The 19,349-nt window shown below is 65.2% G+C and carries 18 protein-coding genes; 12 read left to right on the forward strand and 6 right to left on the reverse strand.

What is annotated here, in order from left to right; all coding sequences use genetic code 11:
• Positions 1 to 10: 10 nt before the first annotated feature.
• The 4 genes from IG122_RS08085 to IG122_RS08100 all read left to right on the forward strand — a co-directional run bounded on the left by IG122_RS08085 (position 11) and on the right by IG122_RS08100 (position 4,995).
• Positions 11 to 1,189 (forward strand): BaiN/RdsA family NAD(P)/FAD-dependent oxidoreductase, encoded by a 1,179-nt coding sequence (locus IG122_RS08085; RefSeq protein ID WP_193182265.1) that lies wholly within the window; start codon positions 11 to 13, stop codon positions 1,187 to 1,189.
• Between the two features lie 125 nt (positions 1,190 to 1,314).
• Positions 1,315 to 2,493 carry a PspA/IM30 family protein gene (locus tag IG122_RS08090; protein ID WP_193182266.1) on the forward strand — a complete coding sequence of 393 codons (1,179 nt, stop codon included), beginning with the start codon at positions 1,315 to 1,317 and terminating at the stop codon, positions 2,491 to 2,493.
• Positions 2,490 to 3,206, forward strand: a complete 717-nt coding sequence (locus tag IG122_RS08095; RefSeq protein WP_193182267.1) for an OB-fold-containig protein — start codon at positions 2,490 to 2,492, stop codon at positions 3,204 to 3,206. The genes IG122_RS08090 and IG122_RS08095 overlap by 4 nt, the downstream gene beginning before the upstream one ends.
• Before the next feature lie 52 nt (positions 3,207 to 3,258).
• On the forward strand, positions 3,259 to 4,995 hold the full coding sequence (locus tag IG122_RS08100) for a flotillin family protein (protein ID WP_193182269.1): 1,737 nt from the start codon (positions 3,259 to 3,261) through the stop codon (positions 4,993 to 4,995).
• A gap of 32 nt (positions 4,996 to 5,027) precedes the next feature.
• Here IG122_RS08100 and IG122_RS08105 read toward each other — a convergent pair whose 3' ends face one another.
• The 3 genes from IG122_RS08105 to IG122_RS08115 all read right to left on the reverse strand — a co-directional run bounded on the left by IG122_RS08105 (position 5,028) and on the right by IG122_RS08115 (position 8,202).
• Complete coding sequence (locus IG122_RS08105) at positions 5,028 to 6,275, reverse strand: MFS transporter (protein ID WP_319024840.1); 1,248 nt, start codon at positions 6,273 to 6,275, stop codon at positions 5,028 to 5,030.
• 81 nt (positions 6,276 to 6,356) lie between these two features.
• Positions 6,357 to 6,674: a hypothetical protein gene (locus tag IG122_RS08110; protein ID WP_193182271.1), complete on the reverse strand. Its 318-nt coding sequence runs from the start codon at positions 6,672 to 6,674 to the stop codon at positions 6,357 to 6,359.
• 88 nt (positions 6,675 to 6,762) lie between these two features.
• Positions 6,763 to 8,202: an amidase gene (locus tag IG122_RS08115; RefSeq protein ID WP_193182273.1), complete on the reverse strand. Its 1,440-nt coding sequence runs from the start codon at positions 8,200 to 8,202 to the stop codon at positions 6,763 to 6,765.
• Between the two features lie 145 nt (positions 8,203 to 8,347).
• Between IG122_RS08115 and IG122_RS08120 the strand changes: the two genes are divergently transcribed.
• Complete coding sequence (locus IG122_RS08120; RefSeq protein ID WP_193182275.1) at positions 8,348 to 9,388, forward strand: zinc-dependent alcohol dehydrogenase family protein; 1,041 nt, start codon at positions 8,348 to 8,350, stop codon at positions 9,386 to 9,388.
• 13 nt (positions 9,389 to 9,401) lie between these two features.
• Here IG122_RS08120 and der read toward each other — a convergent pair whose 3' ends face one another.
• From der to IG122_RS08135, 3 genes are all read right to left on the reverse strand, one after another.
• Complete coding sequence (der, locus tag IG122_RS08125) at positions 9,402 to 10,817, reverse strand: ribosome biogenesis GTPase Der (protein ID WP_193182277.1); 1,416 nt, start codon at positions 10,815 to 10,817, stop codon at positions 9,402 to 9,404.
• 80 nt (positions 10,818 to 10,897) lie between these two features.
• Positions 10,898 to 12,241 (reverse strand): outer membrane protein assembly factor BamB family protein, encoded by a 1,344-nt coding sequence (locus tag IG122_RS08130; RefSeq protein ID WP_193182279.1) that lies wholly within the window; start codon positions 12,239 to 12,241, stop codon positions 10,898 to 10,900.
• A gap of 13 nt (positions 12,242 to 12,254) precedes the next feature.
• Positions 12,255 to 12,899: a tetratricopeptide repeat protein gene (locus tag IG122_RS08135; RefSeq protein ID WP_193182281.1), complete on the reverse strand. Its 645-nt coding sequence runs from the start codon at positions 12,897 to 12,899 to the stop codon at positions 12,255 to 12,257.
• A 212-nt stretch (positions 12,900 to 13,111) separates the two neighbouring features.
• On the opposite strand from IG122_RS08135, the gene IG122_RS08140 reads away from it, so the two are divergent.
• The 7 genes from IG122_RS08140 (at position 13,112) to IG122_RS08170 (ending at position 19,289) form a co-directional block, all read left to right on the forward strand.
• A complete protein-coding gene (locus IG122_RS08140; protein ID WP_193182282.1) occupies positions 13,112 to 13,450 on the forward strand; it encodes a DUF2794 domain-containing protein in 339 nt (112 codons plus the stop codon).
• A gap of 4 nt (positions 13,451 to 13,454) precedes the next feature.
• Positions 13,455 to 14,840, forward strand: a complete 1,386-nt coding sequence (locus IG122_RS08145; RefSeq protein WP_193182283.1) for a CoA transferase — start codon at positions 13,455 to 13,457, stop codon at positions 14,838 to 14,840.
• 110 nt (positions 14,841 to 14,950) lie between these two features.
• Positions 14,951 to 15,232 (forward strand): hypothetical protein, encoded by a 282-nt coding sequence (locus IG122_RS08150; protein WP_193182284.1) that lies wholly within the window; start codon positions 14,951 to 14,953, stop codon positions 15,230 to 15,232.
• A 256-nt stretch (positions 15,233 to 15,488) separates the two neighbouring features.
• Positions 15,489 to 15,857 (forward strand): hypothetical protein, encoded by a 369-nt coding sequence (locus IG122_RS08155; protein ID WP_193182285.1) that lies wholly within the window; start codon positions 15,489 to 15,491, stop codon positions 15,855 to 15,857.
• A gap of 40 nt (positions 15,858 to 15,897) precedes the next feature.
• On the forward strand, positions 15,898 to 16,485 hold the full coding sequence (locus IG122_RS08160) for a hypothetical protein (protein WP_193182286.1): 588 nt from the start codon (positions 15,898 to 15,900) through the stop codon (positions 16,483 to 16,485).
• A gap of 204 nt (positions 16,486 to 16,689) precedes the next feature.
• Positions 16,690 to 18,573, forward strand: a complete 1,884-nt coding sequence (locus IG122_RS08165) for a sensor histidine kinase (protein WP_193182287.1) — start codon at positions 16,690 to 16,692, stop codon at positions 18,571 to 18,573.
• Positions 18,570 to 19,289: a response regulator transcription factor gene (locus tag IG122_RS08170; RefSeq protein ID WP_193182288.1), complete on the forward strand. Its 720-nt coding sequence runs from the start codon at positions 18,570 to 18,572 to the stop codon at positions 19,287 to 19,289. The genes IG122_RS08165 and IG122_RS08170 overlap by 4 nt, the downstream gene beginning before the upstream one ends.
• The last annotated feature ends 60 nt before the right edge of the window (positions 19,290 to 19,349 follow it).

Raw genomic sequence — 19,349 nt, forward strand, 5'->3', positions numbered from 1 at the left:
CGGAATCGATATGCGCAAGTTCGATTGCCTGATCGTCGGCGCGGGCGCGGCCGGCATGATGTGCGCCGCCGAAGCGGGCCGGCGCGGCCGTTCGGTGCTGCTCGTCGACCACGCGAAGGCCCCGGGCGAAAAGATCCGGATTTCCGGCGGCGGGCGCTGCAATTTCACCAACCTGCGGACGGCGCCGGAAAACTTCCTTTCCGCCAATCCGCGCTTCTGCATCTCGGCGCTCCGCCGCTATACCCAGCGCGACTTCATCGCCCTCGTGGAGCGATACGGTATCGCCTATCACGAGAAGACCCTGGGGCAGCTCTTCTGCGATGAGTCCTCCAAACAGATCGTCGAGATGCTGACGACGGAACTGCGCCAGGCGGGCGCGCGGCTTGAGCTCTCGACGTCGGTCGCGAGCATCGCCCGTCTCGGCAGCGGGTTTCGCGTCGGGCTGTCCTCCGGCGAAGTGGAAGCGTCCTCGCTCGTCATTGCCACCGGCGGCAAATCGATCCCGAAGATGGGCGCGACGGGTTTCGCCTACGGCGTCGCGGAACAGTTCGGCATCAGGGTGGTGCCGACCCGCCCCGGCCTCGTCCCTCTCACCTTCGATCCGGATACGCTCGAGCACCTGAAAGCGCTCTCCGGCATCTCGGTCGAGGCCGAGGTCTCTTGCGGAAAGATCCGCTTCGCCGAAGGTCTACTCTTCACCCATCGCGGTCTCAGCGGCCCTTCGATCCTGCAGATCTCCTCCTACTGGCGCGAAGGCGAGGAAATCAGGATCGATCTCGCCCCGGGTTCCGAAGTCTCGGAGGTCCTGTTGAAGGCGAAGACAGACAATCCGAAGCAGGCGGTCCAGACCGCTCTCGCCGGCCTGCTGCCGAAACGCCTTGCTCTAGCGATCGCGGAAGAAGCCGGGACCCTCCGCCCGCTCGGCGATACCGGCGACAAGGCGCTCAGGGCACTGGGCGAGCGGGTCAACCGCTGGCGCGTGAAACCGGCCGGCTCCGAAGGCTACCGCACCGCCGAGGTCACTCTCGGCGGCATCGACACCGCCGCGCTCGACCAGAAGACGATGGAGGTGAAAGCTGTCCCAGGCCTCTTTTTCGTCGGCGAGGCGGTGGACGTCACCGGCTGGCTCGGCGGCTACAATTTTCAGTGGGCCTGGTCCAGCGGCTGGAGTGCTGGACAGGCGGTCTAGGCCTCCAACGGTCGATCCGATACCTACACGGAAAAAGTGACGGAAAACCGGAATACGTTTTGCGTATTCCGAATTACTTCTTATATTCATGGCAGGGAATATAAAGGGTCCGGAGAATTCGCCTGATGGTTCGGGACAACCAACAAGCGGTACTGGCAATACTGAGACTGACAGCAAGCGAAAGCGCTTCCAAGGCATTTCGCGAATTGCGCCGCCGCATCGCTACAGGCGTTGCACGGGTCATGAACGACCCGGTGATCGAACAGACACGCAGCCAGGTCCGCGTGCTTGGGGAAGTCTATCAAAGCCTGCGCGACTCCGGTGTCCCGTCCCAATATGCCGGCCCCTGCGTCGCCGTCGCCCTCAAGCGGCTGGCAAGTGGACTCGGCCCACCCGAGGAATCCGGTTTTTCCATTCCCCTCGATGCCAAGGGATTCGCGCTGAAGAGCGTCGACACGGTCTCCGTAGCGACCGTCGACGGGCGTGTCCTCTGCAGCTTTGTCCATGAGGGATACGAAAACAGTAATGCCGTGACGGTAGGGCGTGGAGAGCTCACCGAAATCGACGGCATCTGGTTCCTCAGACAGATCACCTCCATCGAAACAAAACATCTGCTTCAGCCAAGGAGTAACGACATGAGCGAGAACATGATGAGCCGGGTGAGCCGGCTGATTGCCGGCCTCGGATCCGCGGTCATCGACGCCGCGGAACAGAGCGCACCAATCGCAACCTTGCGCGAGAACGTTCGCCAGCTCGAGAAGGAACGGGAAAACGTTCGCAACGACGTCGGCCGCCTCGAAGCCGAGCGGGTCCGCATCCGTCGCAGGGTCGGACAGCTCGAAGCCGAGGATATGGCGCTGGACGAGAAGATCCGCGTCGCGATCGAGGAAGGGCGGGATGAGCTGGCGGCACGCGGCCTCGGACGTCAGGAAGATATCGTAGCCCAGCTCGATCCCTTGAAACTGCGTCAGGCCGAACTCGAAGCCGAGATTGAGGAAGGCAAGCGGGCCCTGAACGCCCTTGGTGCCACGATCCGCGATCTTGAGTCGGAAATCTCCGCTTTCGAGGCGAGCGAGCGCAGCGCCGGCGGTACAGACCAGGGAATGAGAACAAATCTCTCGCCGGCGCAGCGGGCCGAGCGGGCGGCCGACCGGGCGATGTCCGTGTCCGCACGCATCACGGGCGTACCCAAGGATAACGGGGCAAACGACACCGACCTCGCCGAACTTGACGACCTGGTTCGCAAGAAGCGCATTCAGGACAAGCTCGCTGCCCTCAAGAAAGACATCGCGGCGGGCTCATGAACTGGGAGCTGCTGCTCAGTCCCGAAGCGCGTCCCTTCGCCGTAACTCTTGGCATCGGATTGGGACTCTGCCTGATCGAGATCGTCACATTCTTCGTCGGCTTTTCGCTGTCGGAAATGGTGGAGGGCTTCTTCAGCGGCTCGCCGGATCTCGATATCGATGCGGATGTCGATGCAGATATCGACGCGGATGCGGACGGCACCGGGGGCGAGGGCATCATCTCCTCGGCCTTCGGCCTGCTCAATCCGAGCCGTGTGCCTTTCGGGATGTGGCTGATCCTGGCGTTGCTGTCGTATGGCACAGTCGGGTTCGTCGGGCAGTCCGTCTTCGCAGCCGTACTGGCCCCACTGCCTGCGCTCATCGCCGGTACGGCCGCGCTCTTCGCGGCGCTACCGGTGATCCGCATTCTTAGTCAGGGACTCGGAGCCATCCTGCCCGACGATCACTCCGAAGCGATCACGCCTGGAGAGCTTGTCGGCCATGTCGGAACTCTATCCGTCGGGCCCGCCGAAGCCGCAAGCCCTGGACGCGCTGTTGTTCGCGACAAGTACGGAAACCCTCACAACGTCCGTGTCGTTCCCGCCGAGGACGGAACGGTGCTCCAGATCGCCGAACAGGTTCTGCTCGTCGACCTGCGCAGCGATGGTGTGTTTCGCGCCAGTCCGGCACCCGAACACCTGATCGACCGCAAGGCGTCCGATGCCGATAGATAATTGGAATAACGCAGAAAATGACTTCAGTTGGGGACATTCAGAGGAACTCACAATGGGAAGCATGATCGACTCCCTCATCAGCACTGCAACGCCAATCTTGGCCGGCATCGTCGTCGTCCTCGCCTTTGGCATCATGTTCACGCAATTTTACCGGCGCGCTTCCCCGGAACGGGCGTTCGTCCGCACCGGACTGAAAGGCGCCAAGGCGTTCATTTCCGGCGGCGGCCTGGTCCTGCCGATCATTCATGAAATCCGTTACGTCAATCTCCGCACTCTGAAGCTGCTGGTCGACCGGCGCGGCGGCGATGCGATGATCACCAACGACAACCGGCGCGCCGACGTGCAGGCCGAGTTCTATGTCCGCGTCAGCCCGACCGACGATGCCGTGCGCACCGCCGCCCGGACGCTGGGCGAGCGCACGCTCGAGCCGGAACGGCTGAAGGAGCTGATCGAGGGCAAGTTCATCGACGGCCTCCGTTCCGTCGCCGCCACCATGTCCCTGCAGCAGCTGCACGAGAAGCGGACCGATTTCGTCAAGGAGGTGCAGAACACCGTCGCGGCCGACCTCGAGCAGAACGGCCTCGAGCTGGAGAGTGTGTCCCTCACCTATCTCGACCAGACCGACATCACCTTCCTTGATCCGAACAACACCTTCGACGCCAAGGGCCTGACGCTCCTGACAAAAGAAACCGAGGAGAAGAAGCGCGAACGCAACCAGATCGAGGAAATGACGCGCGTCGATATCGCCAGCCGCAAGGCCGATGCCGACAAGCAGGAATTCACCATCAACCAGGACAGGGCCGAGGCCGAGGCCGCGGCTAAGGCGCAGATCGCGCGCAAGCAGTCCGAGGCCGACGCGACCGAAGCCGAGGCCAAGGCCGAAGCCGAGCGCCGCTCCCAGGAAGCCTCGGTGATGGCGAACCGGAAGATCAAGGCGGCGGAGATCGCCAGCCAGCAGGAAATCGAGGCGGCGGAAATCGCCAAGAAGCGCGAGATCGATATCGCCGAGCAAGAGGCGCAGATCACGCTGGCGGAAAAATCCAAGGCCGTGAGCCAGGCGGAAGCCGAAGCACAGATCGCGCGCGCCGAACAGGTGAAGGCCGAGGAAGCGGTGATCACCGAGCGGCAACGCGCCGAAGCCACCCGCGTCAAGGAGATCGCGGTCATCAAAGCGACCGAGGAAGCCGAGGTCCAGGCCACCGGCGTTCGCGTCTCCGCTCAAGCGGAGAAAGACGCCTCCGTCGACCTCGCCGATGCGATCCGGATCGAGACCGATGCGAAGGCCGGGCAGATCGAGCGCCTCGGTCAGGCCGAGAAGAGCCGCCTCTTGTCGGAGGCGGAAGGCCGCGAAGCCCAGATCCGGGCGGAAAACCAGCTTTCCTCGCAGATCATCGAATACCGTCTGCGCGAGGAAACCATCCGTGTCCTACCGGTCATCATGGCGGAAGCGGTCAAGCCGGCGGAGAAGATCTCCAACATCTCGATCGTCGACATGAACGGTCTTGGTGTCGGCGGCTCGGGCGGCGAGGCCGTCGCGGCGGGCGGCGGACTGCCCGACCAAGTTCTCGGAGCCGTACTGCGGCATCGCGCCTTTGCCCCCTTCGTCGACCATATGCTGAAGGAATCCGGGCTCTCGGTCGTCGGACCGGACGGAAGCCCTCTCGGCCTGCAGGAATTCCTCGAGAAGTCGGCTACGGCCGTCGCAGAGAAACCCGGCGACGCTCCGGTTCCGGCGATGCAGCCTGCGGCTCTCGACACCTCCGGCACCGCCGAAGCCGCACCGGAGTAAGCGGTACCTTTACCCGACAGGAGCCGGCTGCCTCAGGCAGCCGGCTCTTCCCGCATCACGCGGCGGATCACAAGCAGGCCTCCCGGCAGCGCCAGACAGATCCCCCTCAGCACCCAGAGGCTGGCCGTAAAGCCGCCTGTCACGTCGTGGATCACCCCGATCGCGACCGGGCCCGAGACCCCGCCGATCTCCGCCGCTGAGAAGAACAGCCCGCCAGCCGATCCCGCATTCTTTGAACCAACGCCGCGCGCCTCGACGAGGAACAGAAGCGCGATGGTCATCATCGAACCGCGCGCGAGGCCCTGGCAGACCAGCGCGACGAAGAGCCCCGGCCCCTCGCCCAGCTGCAGCAGGAGGGTGCAGGCGCCCGCCAGCACGAAGAGGCCGCCGAGGATCGCAGCGCGCCGTTCCGGCGTCGCGAGGCGCGGGATGGTGAGCGAGCCGAAAACCCCGACCACCGTCGGCAAGGCTGCCCAGTAGCCGGCCTCGACCGCGCTCATGCCGCTCGATTTCAGAATTTCCGGCAGCCAGTTGTTGGTGCCGTGATTGAAGAAGAAGATACCGACGCTCATGGCAAGGATGATCCGCACCACCGGGTTCGCCATCAGGTCCTTGAAAACTTCGATCTGGGAGCGCCTCGGCGCCGCCTTTTCCGCCGCCTCGCGGGCGCGGGCCTCGGCATGCTGGGCGATCAGCAGCCAGATCAGGCCGGAAGCGGCGGTGATCAGGGCGTAGTCCGTCACCACCATGCGCCAGTCGCCACCGTGGAGCGGCAGCACCACGGCGTTGGTCAGGCTGAGCGAGAGGATGCCGCCCATCGCCGGCCCGGTGATGTAGATCCCCATGGCGAAGCCGCGTTCCTTGCCCTCGAACCATTCGGCGATGATCTTCGGCGCGCCGATGGAGATCAGCGGGCCACCAAAACCGAAGATGCCGACAGCGAGGAACAAGGTCAGGTGGTCGACGGCGGCCGCGCGCGCGAGGCCCGAGACCGCCATGATGACCGCCGCGAGCAGCAGCGCCTTCCGCGCGCCGATCCGGTCGAGCAGGATACCGCAGGGCACAGCGGCACCGATATAGACGAAGGGCCAGGCGCCCAGCACGGTTCCCATCGCGCCGTGGCTGAGGCCGAGATCGCTCGTGATCGGGCCGACCATCGGCGCCAACGCGCTGATCGTCAGGCCGAAGGCGAAATAGATCAGCCAGACGCCGAACAGCATGGCCCAGCGATAAGGATGCGGGGCCGGTGCCGCCTCGGCGGAGATATGGGGCTCTGACACGGGATCGGGCTCAAGCGGCTGTGACTGCGACCGGTGAAGAGTACGGCGCGCTGCGGAAAGCGCACAAGTGCCCGAAAGGCTTCAGGTCCTGTCGAGAATCTTCTTCATTCCCTGCGCCGCGAGGCGGAGATTGCGGGCCATCTGCTCCATCTCCTTGCGCTGGCGGTAGGTCAGGTCGTCGAAGCGGAGCGCGAACTCGATGCCGTCCGCACGGTCCTCGAGCCGCTTCAGGCGCACGTCGTCCTGCACCACCTCGCGCTTGCGCTTGGCATTCAGCACCGGCGTCTCGACCTTCCAGCGCCGGTAATAGCGCTGTTTCTGGCTTTCCGAGAGCGTCTCGTAGAGAGCGGAGATGTCGTCTATCGAGAGCTGGTGGCGGGTGATGCGGCGGCGACTCATGGACGTGATTATGAGGCGGACATCGGCGCCCTCACAAGCGCCGATCCGCCCGTTGACGAACTCGCGATCCGGCGTGAAGGGCGCCCCCTCAGCGCAGGCCCTTGCGGCGCCAGAGCTCGTGGATCTGGATCCCGTTCGCCCGTTCCAGGGCCTCGGCGGCATCCAGCGTCAGGTCCTCGCGGAAGCGGCGGCCGATGATCTGCACCGAGAGCGGCAGCCCCTCGTGATAGCCCGCCGGCGCGATGGAGGCAGGCAGGCCGAGGAAGTTGATCATCCAGCTGTAGACCGACGAGTCGAAGATATCGCGGGTTCCGGCGGAACTGTCCGCATCCTCGTTCCAGGTGAAGCCCGGCCGCATCATGAAGGGCGTCAGGACCAGCGGATATTCCTCCAGGAAGAGGTTCCAAGCCCGGAGATAGCGCGTCCGCCGGGACATCGCCTTCAGGAGGCCGACCGCATCGGTCGGCGGATAGTTCTCGAAATAATAGCCGAAGACCTTCTGGATATCGGCGCTGCCGTATTTCTTGATCGCCTCGCCGAGGAAGATCTCGCAATCTGCATAGAGTGCCGGCAGGGTCTCCGCCGCCGCCTCGCGGATCATCGGCGGTGCCGCCTCCTCGATGACGTACCCGGCCTTCTCCAGCTCCGCCGCGGCGCCTTCCAGAGCCGACACGATCGCCGGATGGATGTTGTACCCGTTGGTCTCGCGGCAGAAGGCGACCTTGATCGGCTGGTCGACCGGCGGGCCGTCGAACGGGACCGGCACCTGCAGCGGATCGCGCGGGTCCGGCTGCATCAGCACGCGGGTCGCGAGCCGGACATCCCGCACCTCGCGGGCGATGATGCCCTGCACGGACATGAGCTGCGCCAGCAGCGAGCGTTCCTCCTTGCCCGAGGGATTGTAGGCCGGCACCCGGCCCTGGCCCGGCTTCACCGTCACGGCGCCGGTCTGGTAGGCAGGGAAGCGGAGCGAGCCGCCGATGTCGTTGCCATGCGCGATCGGGCAGAAACCGGCCGCGACGGCGGCCGAGGCGCCGCCCGAGGAGCCGCCCGCCGAGTGATTGTCGTCCCACGGATTGTAGGTCCGGCCATGCAGCTCGTTCACGGTCGTGGCGCGGAAGGAGAATTCAGGCGTGTTGCTGCGGCCGACGATGATCGCGCCCGCTTTCTTAAGATTGCTGACGACCGGCGCGTCGCCCGGCGCGATCACATCCTTGAAGGCGGTCACGCCGTTGCTGTTCGCGGTACCTTCCTGGTCGACATTGATCTTGATTGCGACCGGAACCCCGTGCAGCGGACCGATCGGCCCGTCCTTTCGCAGAATCTCGTCATAGGCGGCGGCCTGTTCCAGCGCCGCCTCCGTCTGATCCACCACGATGGCGTTGATATGGCCGTTCTCCGCCTTGATTCGTCCGACGGCGGAGGCGACGGCGTCGGTGGCGCTGACCCGGCGGTCGCGGATGGCGCCGGATAGCTCGACGGCGCTCCATTGCCAAAGCGGAGCGGTGGTGCGTTTTTCGCTGGTCATTGCGGATCCTCAATTGGAAAGGCGGTCTCGGAAGGGAGGTTAATGATGTCCCGTCCGACGCCGCTTGCCAAGGGGACTGGTGAACTGGAGGGAACGCGGGCTATAGATGCCGCCCGACCGACCCACCCCGTTCCGGGAGCCACCGATGAAAGCCGTCCTCTACGAAGCCTTTTGCGAGCCGCCGAAACTGGTCACGGTTCCGGACCCAGAGCCGGAGCGCCACGGCGTCGTGCTCAAGGTCGAGGCGACCGGCGTCTGCCGCAGCGACTGGCACGGTTGGGTCGGACATGACGGCGATATCGAACTGCCGCATGTGCCAGGGCACGAACTCGCAGGCACGGTTGCCGAAATCGGCAGGGACGTCACCCGCTGGAAGATCGGCGACCGGGTGACGGTTCCCTTCGTCGGCGGCTGCGGAACCTGTCCCGAATGCCATGCCGGCCACCAGCAGGTCTGCGAGAACCAGTTCCAGCCCGGCTTCACCCATTGGGGTTCCTTCGCCGAACTGGTCTCGATCCACAAGGCGGACCTCAATCTCGTCGCCCTGCCGGAGCAGGTCAGTTTCGCGACCGCCGCCAGCTTCGGCTGTCGCTTCGCGACCTCTTTCCGCGCCGTGGTCGACCAAGGCAAGGTCTCGGCCGGTCAGTGGGTCTCGGTGCATGGCTGCGGCGGGGTCGGGCTTTCCGCCATCATGATCGCGGAGGCCATTGGGGCGAACGTCGTCGCCATCGACATTTCCGACGAGAAACTGGCGCTGGCGAGGAAGCTCGGCGCCGTGCACACGATCAATGCGGCGACGGTCGCGGACGTACCGGAAGCGGTGATCGAACTGACCAACGGCGGCGCGCATGTCTCGCTCGACGCCCTCGGCCATCCGACGACCTGCTTCAACTCGATCAAAAACCTGCGCAAGCGCGGCAAGCATGTGCAGGTCGGGCTGATGCTGGCGGAACATGCGACGCCGGCCGTGCCGATGGCGAAGGTGATCGCCGACGAACTCGAGATCCTCGGCAGCCACGGCATGCAGGCGCACCGCTACGACGCGATGCTCGCCATGGTGATCTCCGGCAAGCTCTCGCCGGATCTCCTGGTCGGCAAGGAGATCAGCCTTGAGGAGTCCATCGAGGCACTGATGCAGATGGACAGCTTCCAGGCGCTCGGCGCGACGGTCGTCACCCGGTTCTGAGACCGGGTGGGGCCTACTCGTCCTTCACGTAGGGGTTCTTGCTGCCGCGCAGGTAGAAGCGGATCGGCACCGCCGAGAGCTTGAACATCTCGCGCAGCCCGTTCACCAGGTAGCGGATATAGGCTTCCGGCAGTTCGGTCGGCTGGCTGACGAAAGCGGCGAAGGTCGGCGGCCGCGTCTTGATCTGCGTCATGTAGCGCAGCTTGATCCGACGGCCCTTGGCGAGCGGCGGCGGATGCATCTCCGTCATGTCCTGCAGCCAGCGGTTCAGGCGTGAAGTGGAGACCCGGCGGTTCCAGGTATCGTAGGTCTCGACCACCGCCTTCAGCAGCTTGTCGAGATTGCGCCCGCGCTCGGCCGAGATGGTGATGTAGGGAATGCCCTTCACCTGCGGCAGCGAAGTCTGCAAGCGGTCGCGCAGATGGCCGAGCGCCTTCTCCCGGTTCTCGACGATGTCCCACTTGTTGGCCGCGATGACGAGGGCACGACCCTCCTCGATCACCATACGGGCGATGGTGAGGTCCTGCTTCTCCAGCATCGTGCTCGCGTCCAGCATCAGCACCACGACATGGGCGAACTGGATGGCGCGTCTCGTGTCCTCGCCGGAGAGATATTCAAGCCGCTGGACCACCCTGGAGCGCCGGCGCAGGCCTGCCGTGTCGAACAGCTTGAAAGGCCGGCCCTCGAACTCCCAGTCACTCTCGATCGCATCCCGGGTGATACCAGCCTCGGGACCGGTCAGCATCCGGTCCTCGCCGAGCAACGCGTTCACGAAAGTAGACTTGCCGACATTCGGCCGACCGACGATGGCGAGCCGGATCGTGTCCGGAATCTTCGCGTCGATCCAGGTCTCCGCGCCGTCCGGGGACTCCTCGATGATGTCGTCCGGTTCCTCGGCGTCCGCAGCGAGGGCTTCGTAATCGTCATGCGCCTCTTCCGGCGCGAATGCGTCGAGCGCGTCGTAGAGCTCGCCCAGCCCTTCGCCATGCTCGGCCGAGAGCGGCACCGGATCGCCGAGGCCGAGCCCAAAGGCTTCGTAGAGGCCCGGCGCTCCGGCCCTGCCCTCGCATTTGTTGGCGACGAGGATCACCTTGTCCTTCACGCGCCTGAGCCAGCGGGCGAAATGATCGTCCAGCGGCGTCACGCCGGCGCGGGCATCGATCACGAAGAGCACGGCATCGGCCTCGGCGACGGCCGCCTCGGTCTGCAGGCGCATACGACCTTCGAGGCTCTCGTTCTCGGCATCCTCGAGACCGGCGGTATCGAACAGCCGGAAGGTCAGGTCGCCGACCCGGCCCTCGCCCTCGCGGCGGTCGCGCGTGACCCCGGGCTGGTCGTCGACGATGGCAATCCGCTTACCGACAAGCCGGTTGAACAGGGTCGATTTGCCGACATTGGGACGGCCGATGATGGCGACTGTAAAACTCATGGCTGTTCCGTAGTCCCGGCATGCCCTTCAGATCAAGCAATCTTGCGGCATGGCCGCCATGCAGCAGTGCAGCCCGAAGACTAGCGGAATGCTTCGAGATCGCCGTCGTCGGTCAGAAAATACACCGTTCCTCCGGCCACCACCGGCGGAACGAAGACAGCGGATCCTATGTCGATCTTGCCGAGGACCTTTCCGGTATAGGGCGAGATCGCATAGACCTCCCCGGTCGAGGATCCGACCAGCAGACGGTCGCTGACCAGCACCGGACCGGAATAGGTGATCAGGCCTTCCTTGTCGTCCGGGTTCTCGAAGACCGGAAGCTGCTGGATCCAGTGGATCCGCCCCCGCGACTTGGTCAGGGCCAGCACCTCGCCGAGATTGGAGACGACGAAGATATAGTCTCCGGCGACCCACGGCGTCTGATCCCCGCCGACGCGGGCTTCCCAGACCCGGCGGCCGGAATTCAGGTCGGTGGCGATGAGCCGTCCCGACTGGCTGATGGCGATGACGAGGTCGTCGTCGACCACCGGGTTGCCGCGAATGTCCGACAGCTTGGACACCGCATTGATGCCCCGTACCGAGCTCAGATTGTCGTTCCAGAGCAGCCGGCCGTTCTCGACCCGGAGCACGAACAGCTCGCCCGAGGTATAAGGAACGATCGCAGAGCCGCCGCTGACCGCAACGCTTGCGTTTCCAAGCAGTGCGGATTCCTCGGCGATCCCTGTATGGGACCAGATCCGCGTGCCGTCGTTCAGATCGAGCGCGAATGCCTGGTTCCCGAGAATGGTCACGAAGACCCTTCCGTCGGCGACGGTCGGCGCCCCCCGGGCGGGGCCGGGCAGCCGGCTGCGCCAGAGTTCCGCACCGCTCTTCAGATCGAAGGCGATGACTTCGCTGTAGCCGGTCGCCGCGACAAGCTTGCCGCCGCCGGCCGCAAGCGCGCCCGGATAGATCGTCTCGTCCTCGTCATCCGGCTGCGTCTCCGCCGACCAGACACGTTCGCCGTTAACGGTCTTGAGAGCGGAGACCTCCCCTTCGGCGTCCATCGCGTAGATCATGCCGTCCACGACGATCGGGCTCGCGATCAGCTGGGTTTCGTCATCCGAACCGCTGCCGATATCCGTCGTCCAGACGCGGCGCAGCACGTCGCCGGCGGCGAGATGATGCATCGCATGCACGGCGTTTCCGCCGGGTTGCGGCCAGTCGGCATTCTCCACAGGACGCGGCAGGATCACCCGTTGCTCGGCAAGATTCGGGTCCGGTACGAGGCTCTTCTCCAGCGCCAGGATCGGCAGCCGCTCGCCCGGAAGCGGCGGGCCTTCCTTCTCTTCACCAAAGAACAGTCCGTCGCTGCAGCCCTGGAGCACCAGGAATCCGGCGAGAAGTGCAAAATGCGGAAGCCGCCCCAAGTGCCGACCGGTCATGAAACGCTCCCGATCACTCGCTGCCGATGGCATTTAGCAGCTCGGTCGCCCGCGCGCGCAGCTGGCCGGGCGTCTCGGCGTCCGCAGTCAGTCCCTCGAGAATTTCCCGCGCCTTTGCCTTGTCGCCGGCTTTCAGCGCGATCAGCGCCTCGGCTTCGCGGGCGAGCGGGCGCCACGGTCCGGTCGTGTTCGCAAGCGCCGCGATCTCGCGGGAAAGCTCGGCAGGGTCGCCGCTGTCGATCCGGTGGGTCACCGAAAGCAGACGGGCGAGTTCCCGGAACAGGGTCGGAGTGCCCTGATCCTCGGCCAGTTTCTTGTAGGTGATGATTGCGGCTTCGAGGTCGCCGGCTTCCACCAGCGCCGCGGCCTGCCGGAGCGCGGCAAGCGCCGCGTATCCCTTGTTGCCGTCCCGGGCGAGCGCGCCGAAGGCTTCCGCCGCCCCTGCCGGGTCCTCCGCGAGGGCACTTGCCGCGGCCTCGTAGCGGGCCGACTCCGCCGCTTTCTGCTTCGCGTCATAGGAGAGCCAGAAGCGATAGCCACCGACTCCGAGGACGATCAGAACGGCGAGCGCGATGACATAGGGCCCGTACCGCTTCCAAAGCTTTGCGGCCTTCTCCTGCTGGAGTTCCTCGTCGATCTCGCGAAAAATATCTGCCACGCCTGTCTCCGTTGCGAAGCGCCGGCCCGGCAGTCCGGTCCGGCCACGTTTCACCCGCTTCAGCGGAAGAGCGCAACCTACATGGCGCGCCCCCCGAAATCAAACCGCTCTCGCAGCCCCGGGCGGTTTGATGAACGCGGACTTTACGCCGGTGGTTTTTTCAGGAAAACTGCATGTCATGAACTGGCAAGAAATCCGTAGGTGAGTGGCCCATGGCGGACCTGATTCGGCTCAAGAAAAGCCGGTCGCCGCAGCGCGGTCTCTTCTTCACAAAAAAGGAACTCGGCCAGCTCCTTTCCCTCTATTCCAGCCGGGTCATCTCCGGCGAATGGCGCGATTACGCGATCGACCATACCGACGACGGGGTCGCCTTCTCGATCTTCCGGCACAGCCACGAAATGCCGCTCTTCTCGGTCTCCAAGAAACAGCGCAAAGGGCAGCGCCAGCCGACCTTCGAGCTGACCTCCGGATACAAAAAGCTCGCTTCCTCCGCCTCCTTGGTGGACGTTATCTCCCGTTTCGAAAAGCTCCCCCGCCTCGTTACCGGCTAGAACCATGTCATCGCTTTCGTACTTCCTCTCCGAAATCCGGAAAGCCGCGCGGCTGCCCGAACGGCCAGCGCCCCTCTTCGCCGAGCCTGGCGCCCTGCCCTCGGTCTACGCCGTCTCCGATCTCGCGGCCGCATCCATCGCCGTCGCCGGAGAAGCGCTCGCGGACCTGATCGCGGCGCGACACGGCACGCCAGCCGAGGTCGCGGTCGACCGCAGGCTCGCATCCTTCTGGTTCAAGAGCTCGCTCCGCCCCGACGGCTGGGAGCTGCCGCCGGTCTGGGATCCCGTGGCTGGCGACTATCACACCGGCGACGGCTGGATCCGCCTCCACACCAATGCGCCGCACCACCGCAGGGCGGCGCTTTCCGTCCTCGGGATACGCGATGACGACACCGCCGACCGGACCAAGGTCGCCGCCGCGGTCGCCGAATGGGACGGCGCACCGCTCGAGGACGCCGTCGTGGCGGCCGGCGGCTGCGCCGGGGAAATGCGCTCCGCCGAAGCCTGGGCCGCCCATCCGCAAGGTCAGGCGGTGGCCGCCGAACCGCTGTTGCGGCACGAAAGCTTTGCCGGCCCCGACTCCGCCTCCTGGGACATCGTCCCCTCCCAGCCACTCGCCGGGATCAGGGTGCTTGACCTGACGCGTGTGCTCGCCGGACCGACCGCGACGCGATTCCTCGCCGGCTACGGCGCCGACGTGCTGCGGATCGATCCTCCATCGGACCTCTGGAGCGAGGCGCTGGAGGAGGAAATGCTGCTCGGCAAGCGTTCCGCCGTGCTCGACCTGCGCACCAACGACGGGATGGAGCGCCTGAAGGAGCTGATCGCGGGCGCCGACGTGATGGTGCATGGCTATCGCTCGGACGCGCTCGCCGGTTTCGGGCTCGATGCCGCCCGGCGCCGCGCGCTCAATCCGGGCCTGGTCGATGTCGCACTCTGTGCCTACGGCTGGAGCGGCCCCTGGGCGAAGCGGCGCGGCTTCGACAGCATCGTGCAGATGAGCAGCGGGATCGCCGAGACCGGGATGCGCCACTACAAGAAGGACAGGCCGACCCCCCTGCCCGTGCAGGCGCTGGACTACGCGACCGGCTTCATTCTCGCCGCCGCGGCCCTCAGCGGCCTCGCCGAACGCGTTCGCAGCGGTGCCGGCTCCAGTTTCCGCACCTCCCTCGCCCGCACCGCGGCACTCCTGGAAGGCCGTTTCGAGGATCCGGGCGCCCCCGCCTTCGCGCCCGAGACTGCGGCCGATCTCGCACCACAGGTTGAGAACACGCACTGGGGCCCGGCCCACCGCCTCGCCAGTCCGGTCGAACTCTCGACGACCCCGGTTTTCTGGGACTTTCCGGCCGGTCCGGTCGGCACCTTCGACCCCGTCTGGCGCTCCCGCTAGGTCCCGAGCCTCGCCCCGCAAATGACGTAATCCGTTATGGCGGGGATGCTTGTCCACCTTAAATGTTCTTGTTATGTTCTCATTCGATCGGTGGAATGGGAACAGGGTGGATGGGACGCTTCAAGGACAGGGCATTGCAGCGGGACGAACAGCGCAACCGTCCGGCCACCCTCGCGGACCTCGCCCGCGCCGGGATCGGCGTCTTCTGCTGGTGCAACCGCTGCGGACACAATGCCGAGGCGGCGACGGCAATGCTGATCTCGCAGCTCGGCCCGGACTTCCCGGTGCCGGAAGTCGGCACCCGGATGCGCTGCAGCTCCTGCGCCTCGAAGGACGTCGCGACCCGCCCGGCCTGGCCGACCCGCGACCAGGTCGTGGCCCGGCACAGCTAGAGATTAAGACCGGGGCCAGGACAGGCGGCAGAATGGGTCCGGCAGATCTTGCCGCGGCCCTTGGGCAAACCGGCGAAAACCGCCTCCCATGGGACTTTCGAGGGTTCGGAGCCCGTTCGTTAAGATCGGTAAAGAAAGGTTTTCGGGCACTTGCCGGAAGTGGCACGGGGGTTGCTTAAAGGAACGGCATCACCCGCGGAGTGCGCCAGAAAGGGCGCTGCCGCCAAGAAAACCCGAAGACAGAACGAGGCCGCCCATGCCGCAGTCCCCAGAACAGTCCCCCGCCTCTTCCGGGCAAAAAGGACACGAACGCCGCCGCGCGCCGCGCGCCACCGCGCCGATGACGGCGGTCGTCGGATCGACGCCCTACACGATCGACGACTGGAACACGCTCGGCATCAAGATCGTCGGGTACTACGGCAACCTGAAACCGAACGACCGTGCCGAGCTGCGCGTCCTGGTGCCGACCGCCGGCCCCGGCGCCCTCTTCGCTGCCAAGACCTCGGTCCGGCGCTACGACGAGGAGACAGCCGCCCTCACCCTGCTGTTCGATCCTGTCGAGCCTGTTGCAACCGTCACCCTGAACCGCTACTTGCATGAAATGGTGGCGCAGGGATGCGCCTGAGACCCGACGGATGAACAGTTTCACGGGAGCGCGACGCCTGATGGCCGATGACCGGACGCCGGCGGTGTTCGATCTGCGACGCGACGCTTCTGCCGACGAGAAGAACGAGCGCGCATCGGACTCGCCGTTCGCCAGCCTGAAACGCCGCCCCGCCGAGGAGCGGGCGAACGCGATCGTCGAGGACCTGAAAGAGGTGATCCTCAATCCGGGCCGCGGCGAGGGTAAGACCGGCATGTATGTCGGCGACTGGACCAAGCTCGCCCGCAAGGACATCACGCGCGCGATCCGCGACGCGGAGACCAGCGCCGCCTTCCGCGAGCTCATGTCTGCCAACCGTATCGGCGGACTCTGCCTGCGCATCGGCTTCCTTCTGCTCGCTTCCGTCGCCTCCTTCGCCGCGTTCTGGTGGGGGATCGTCGTCATCGGCCGGGAATACGGCCCACTCTGGGGCTTTGGCGCCACCATGTCCGCGCTCGGCCTTTCCCTCGCCTTCGTCATCGCCGGCCTCGTCTACGGCCACGAGGGGCACGAGAAGGCCCTCGACAAGGCGATGAAGAAGCACACCGAGGACGAAGACCGCGAGCTGGAAGCCCGCATAAAACGGGTGTTGGAAAAGAAACGACGCTAGGATTAACCAAGGCGCACTTGCTGCAGCTCGGGTTTCTGACGAAACTTCCCCACTGTCATTTTCGTGCTTCGCGGTACCCAGATGTATTTCAGCAAACACATTCCCATATTTTTTGTATCGTTAATTACCTTCTGCGCCTTCTCTGCGGGCGCGTCCGCCGAGCCGGTCACAGAGATCGGAAGCACAACCTCCGCGACAGCGCTCTTGCCGCGCACCATCCTGTTCGACACCGACGGCTCACTCACCCCCGCCCAGGCACTCGACCGCCTGACAACTCCCGGCGCCGCGGAAGAGACCCGGGTGTTCAGCCACGGCTATATCCCCGACACACTCTGGGCCCGGATCGTGCTGCAGGTCGCGCCGGACGCGGCCGGCCTCTGGTATCTCAGCCTCGAACTGCCGAACTTCGACCGGCTCCAGGTCTTCCGCGTGCCCGAGGACGGCGTGCCGGTTCCCTTCGTCGAGCTTGGTGACCATGCGACGCCGGTCACCGACATCCGCACCCGCTATCACATTGCCCCCATGGAAATCGCCGAGGGGAGGACGGTCCTGCTGGTCCGAGGCAGGACAAGCAGCACGGTGACCCTCGACCTGAAACTCCGCAGGCTCGACCAGCTTCTCGAGGCGGAGCAGGACTATTTCGCGGTACAGGCCTTCTACCTCGGCATTGCGGCCGTCTTTGCCCTTTCGGCGCTCGGACTCTTTGCCTATACCCGCCAGGCCATCTACCTGGTCTATCTCTTCAATCTGATCGCCCATTCGGGTGTCTGGCTGCTGATCAACGGAACCGGCCCCGGTCATCTCTGGCCGGAGTTCGCCAAGACATATTCGGTCGACCCGCATTTCTTCGTCGCGATGACCATCGTCGGGACCGCCGCTTTCGCGGCGATCTTCCTCTCGACGGCGCGGATCCCCCAGACCGTCCGACTGATGATCTGGGTCGTTGCCGCAACAGGCCTCGCCCTGATGGCGCTCTGCGCACTTGTCCCGGAGGACCAGCGCTACTGGGCAAACAGCCTGGTCAGCACGATTGTCCTGCCGGGCGCCGGCATCCTCTTCATGCTGACGGCGGTCGGCCTGTTCCGCGGCGAACCGGCCGCCCGCCCCCTGATGCTGACCTGGACGGGCCTCGGCGCCGCCGTCGCCCTCGCCACCATGCGTGACCTCGGCGTGATCCCGAGCAATGCCCTCACCCTGACCGGGGCACAATTGGGGTCGGTCTTCGAAATGATCGTCTTCGCCTACATGCTGCTGCAGCGCCTCGGCCGGGTGCAGAGCGAGAAGGAAGACATCCAGCGCGAGGCGCTGGCCGCGGCCCGGGAGCAAGAGAAGGTTCTCGAACGCAGGGTCACCGAACGGACATCGGAGCTCGATGCCGCGATCGAGCGTGAACGGGATGCGCGCCGGTTGCAGCAGCAGTTCGTCGCCATGGTCAGTCACGAGTTCCGCAATCCGCTCGCGATCATCGACTCAGCCGCGCAGAATCTGACGACGCGCGAGCCGGAGGATAGCGGGCGGCTGGACAAGATCCGCGCCTCGGTGCGGCGTCTCAGGCGGATGATCGACACCTGCCTGATCGACGAGAGGATCGAAGGCGGCGCGATGCTGCTGCAGGCAGAACGTCTCGAGATCTGCGAGCTGGTCGAGGATGCGGCCGAAATGCTGAAGACCGCGAACCAGGACCGTCCGTTCGACCTTGACCTTCCGGAGACGCCCGTCATCCTGACCGCCGACCCCCGCCTTCTGGAAGTAGCGATCTCGAACGTGCTCGACAATGCGGTCAAATACGCTCCGTCCGGGACACCGATCAACGTCTCGGTCACCTCAGACGAGAACTCTGCCGAGATCACAGTTACGGACCAGGGCCCCGGAATAGTCGCATCCGAAAGGGAGCGGATCTTCGAACGTTACTATCGCTCGGAGGAAAACGCCCGGGGCACGCGCGGCGCCGGTCTCGGTCTTCACCTTGTCCGCTCGATTGTGACCGCGCACGGCGGCACGGTTCGTTGCGATGGGGGTTCATCGGGTGGTACCCGCTTCCTCATCCGCCTGCCCCTCACCTCTTCAATGACGGACCTCTCCGCATGACGAGCAGCACCACCGGTTCCACAATCTCCGTCATCGTCGTGGAGGACGAACGGGAACTCCTCGAAGAGGTCGTCGCCTTCCTGACAGCGCGCGGCATGGATGTCCGCAGCGCTTCAGACGGTCGCACTTTCTGGCAACATTTCGAGGAGCGGGTGCCGGACGTGGTGGTGCTGGATCTCGGGCTGGCCGCAGAGAGCGGCGCGGAAATCGCCGCGGCGGCACGTGCACGCGAGCCGTCTCTCGGGATCGTCATGGCAACGGCACGCGGATCGGTGCAGGACCGGATTGACGGCTACGAAACCGGCGCGAACGTGTATCTGGTAAAGCCGGTCGACCTCGGCGAACTTGCGGCGGCCGTGCAATCGATCCAGCGACAGCGCGAACGCAACGTTCCAAGAGACCGCCAGGAGAGCTCGTCCTGGAACCTGAACCTGCTCTCATGGCAGCTGACCGCGCCGGACGGTCAGTCCATACAATTGACGCGGGCGGAATCCCAGCTCCTCGACTGTCTGACGGAGGCCCCCGGAAAACCGGTTTCCCGTTTCGAGATCGGCAGGCGCATGGGGAAGTCCGAGTATCTTGAGGACCATCGCTTCGTCGATCAGGTGATCCGGCGCTTGCGGCGCAAGATCGAGGCCCAGCTCGGGACGGACGCGCCGATCGGCTCGGCACACGGACAGGGTTACTACTTTATGCAATCGGTGATCCGCGGGTAGGGATCCGTCACCTCCACGCGAAGCAGTCGCCCGATTAACCGCAATGAGTTTACGTTCATA

The sequence above is a fragment of the Nisaea sediminum genome, from assembly GCF_014904705.1.
In the GTDB taxonomy this organism is placed as follows: Bacteria; Pseudomonadota; Alphaproteobacteria; order Thalassobaculales; family Thalassobaculaceae; genus Nisaea; species Nisaea sediminum.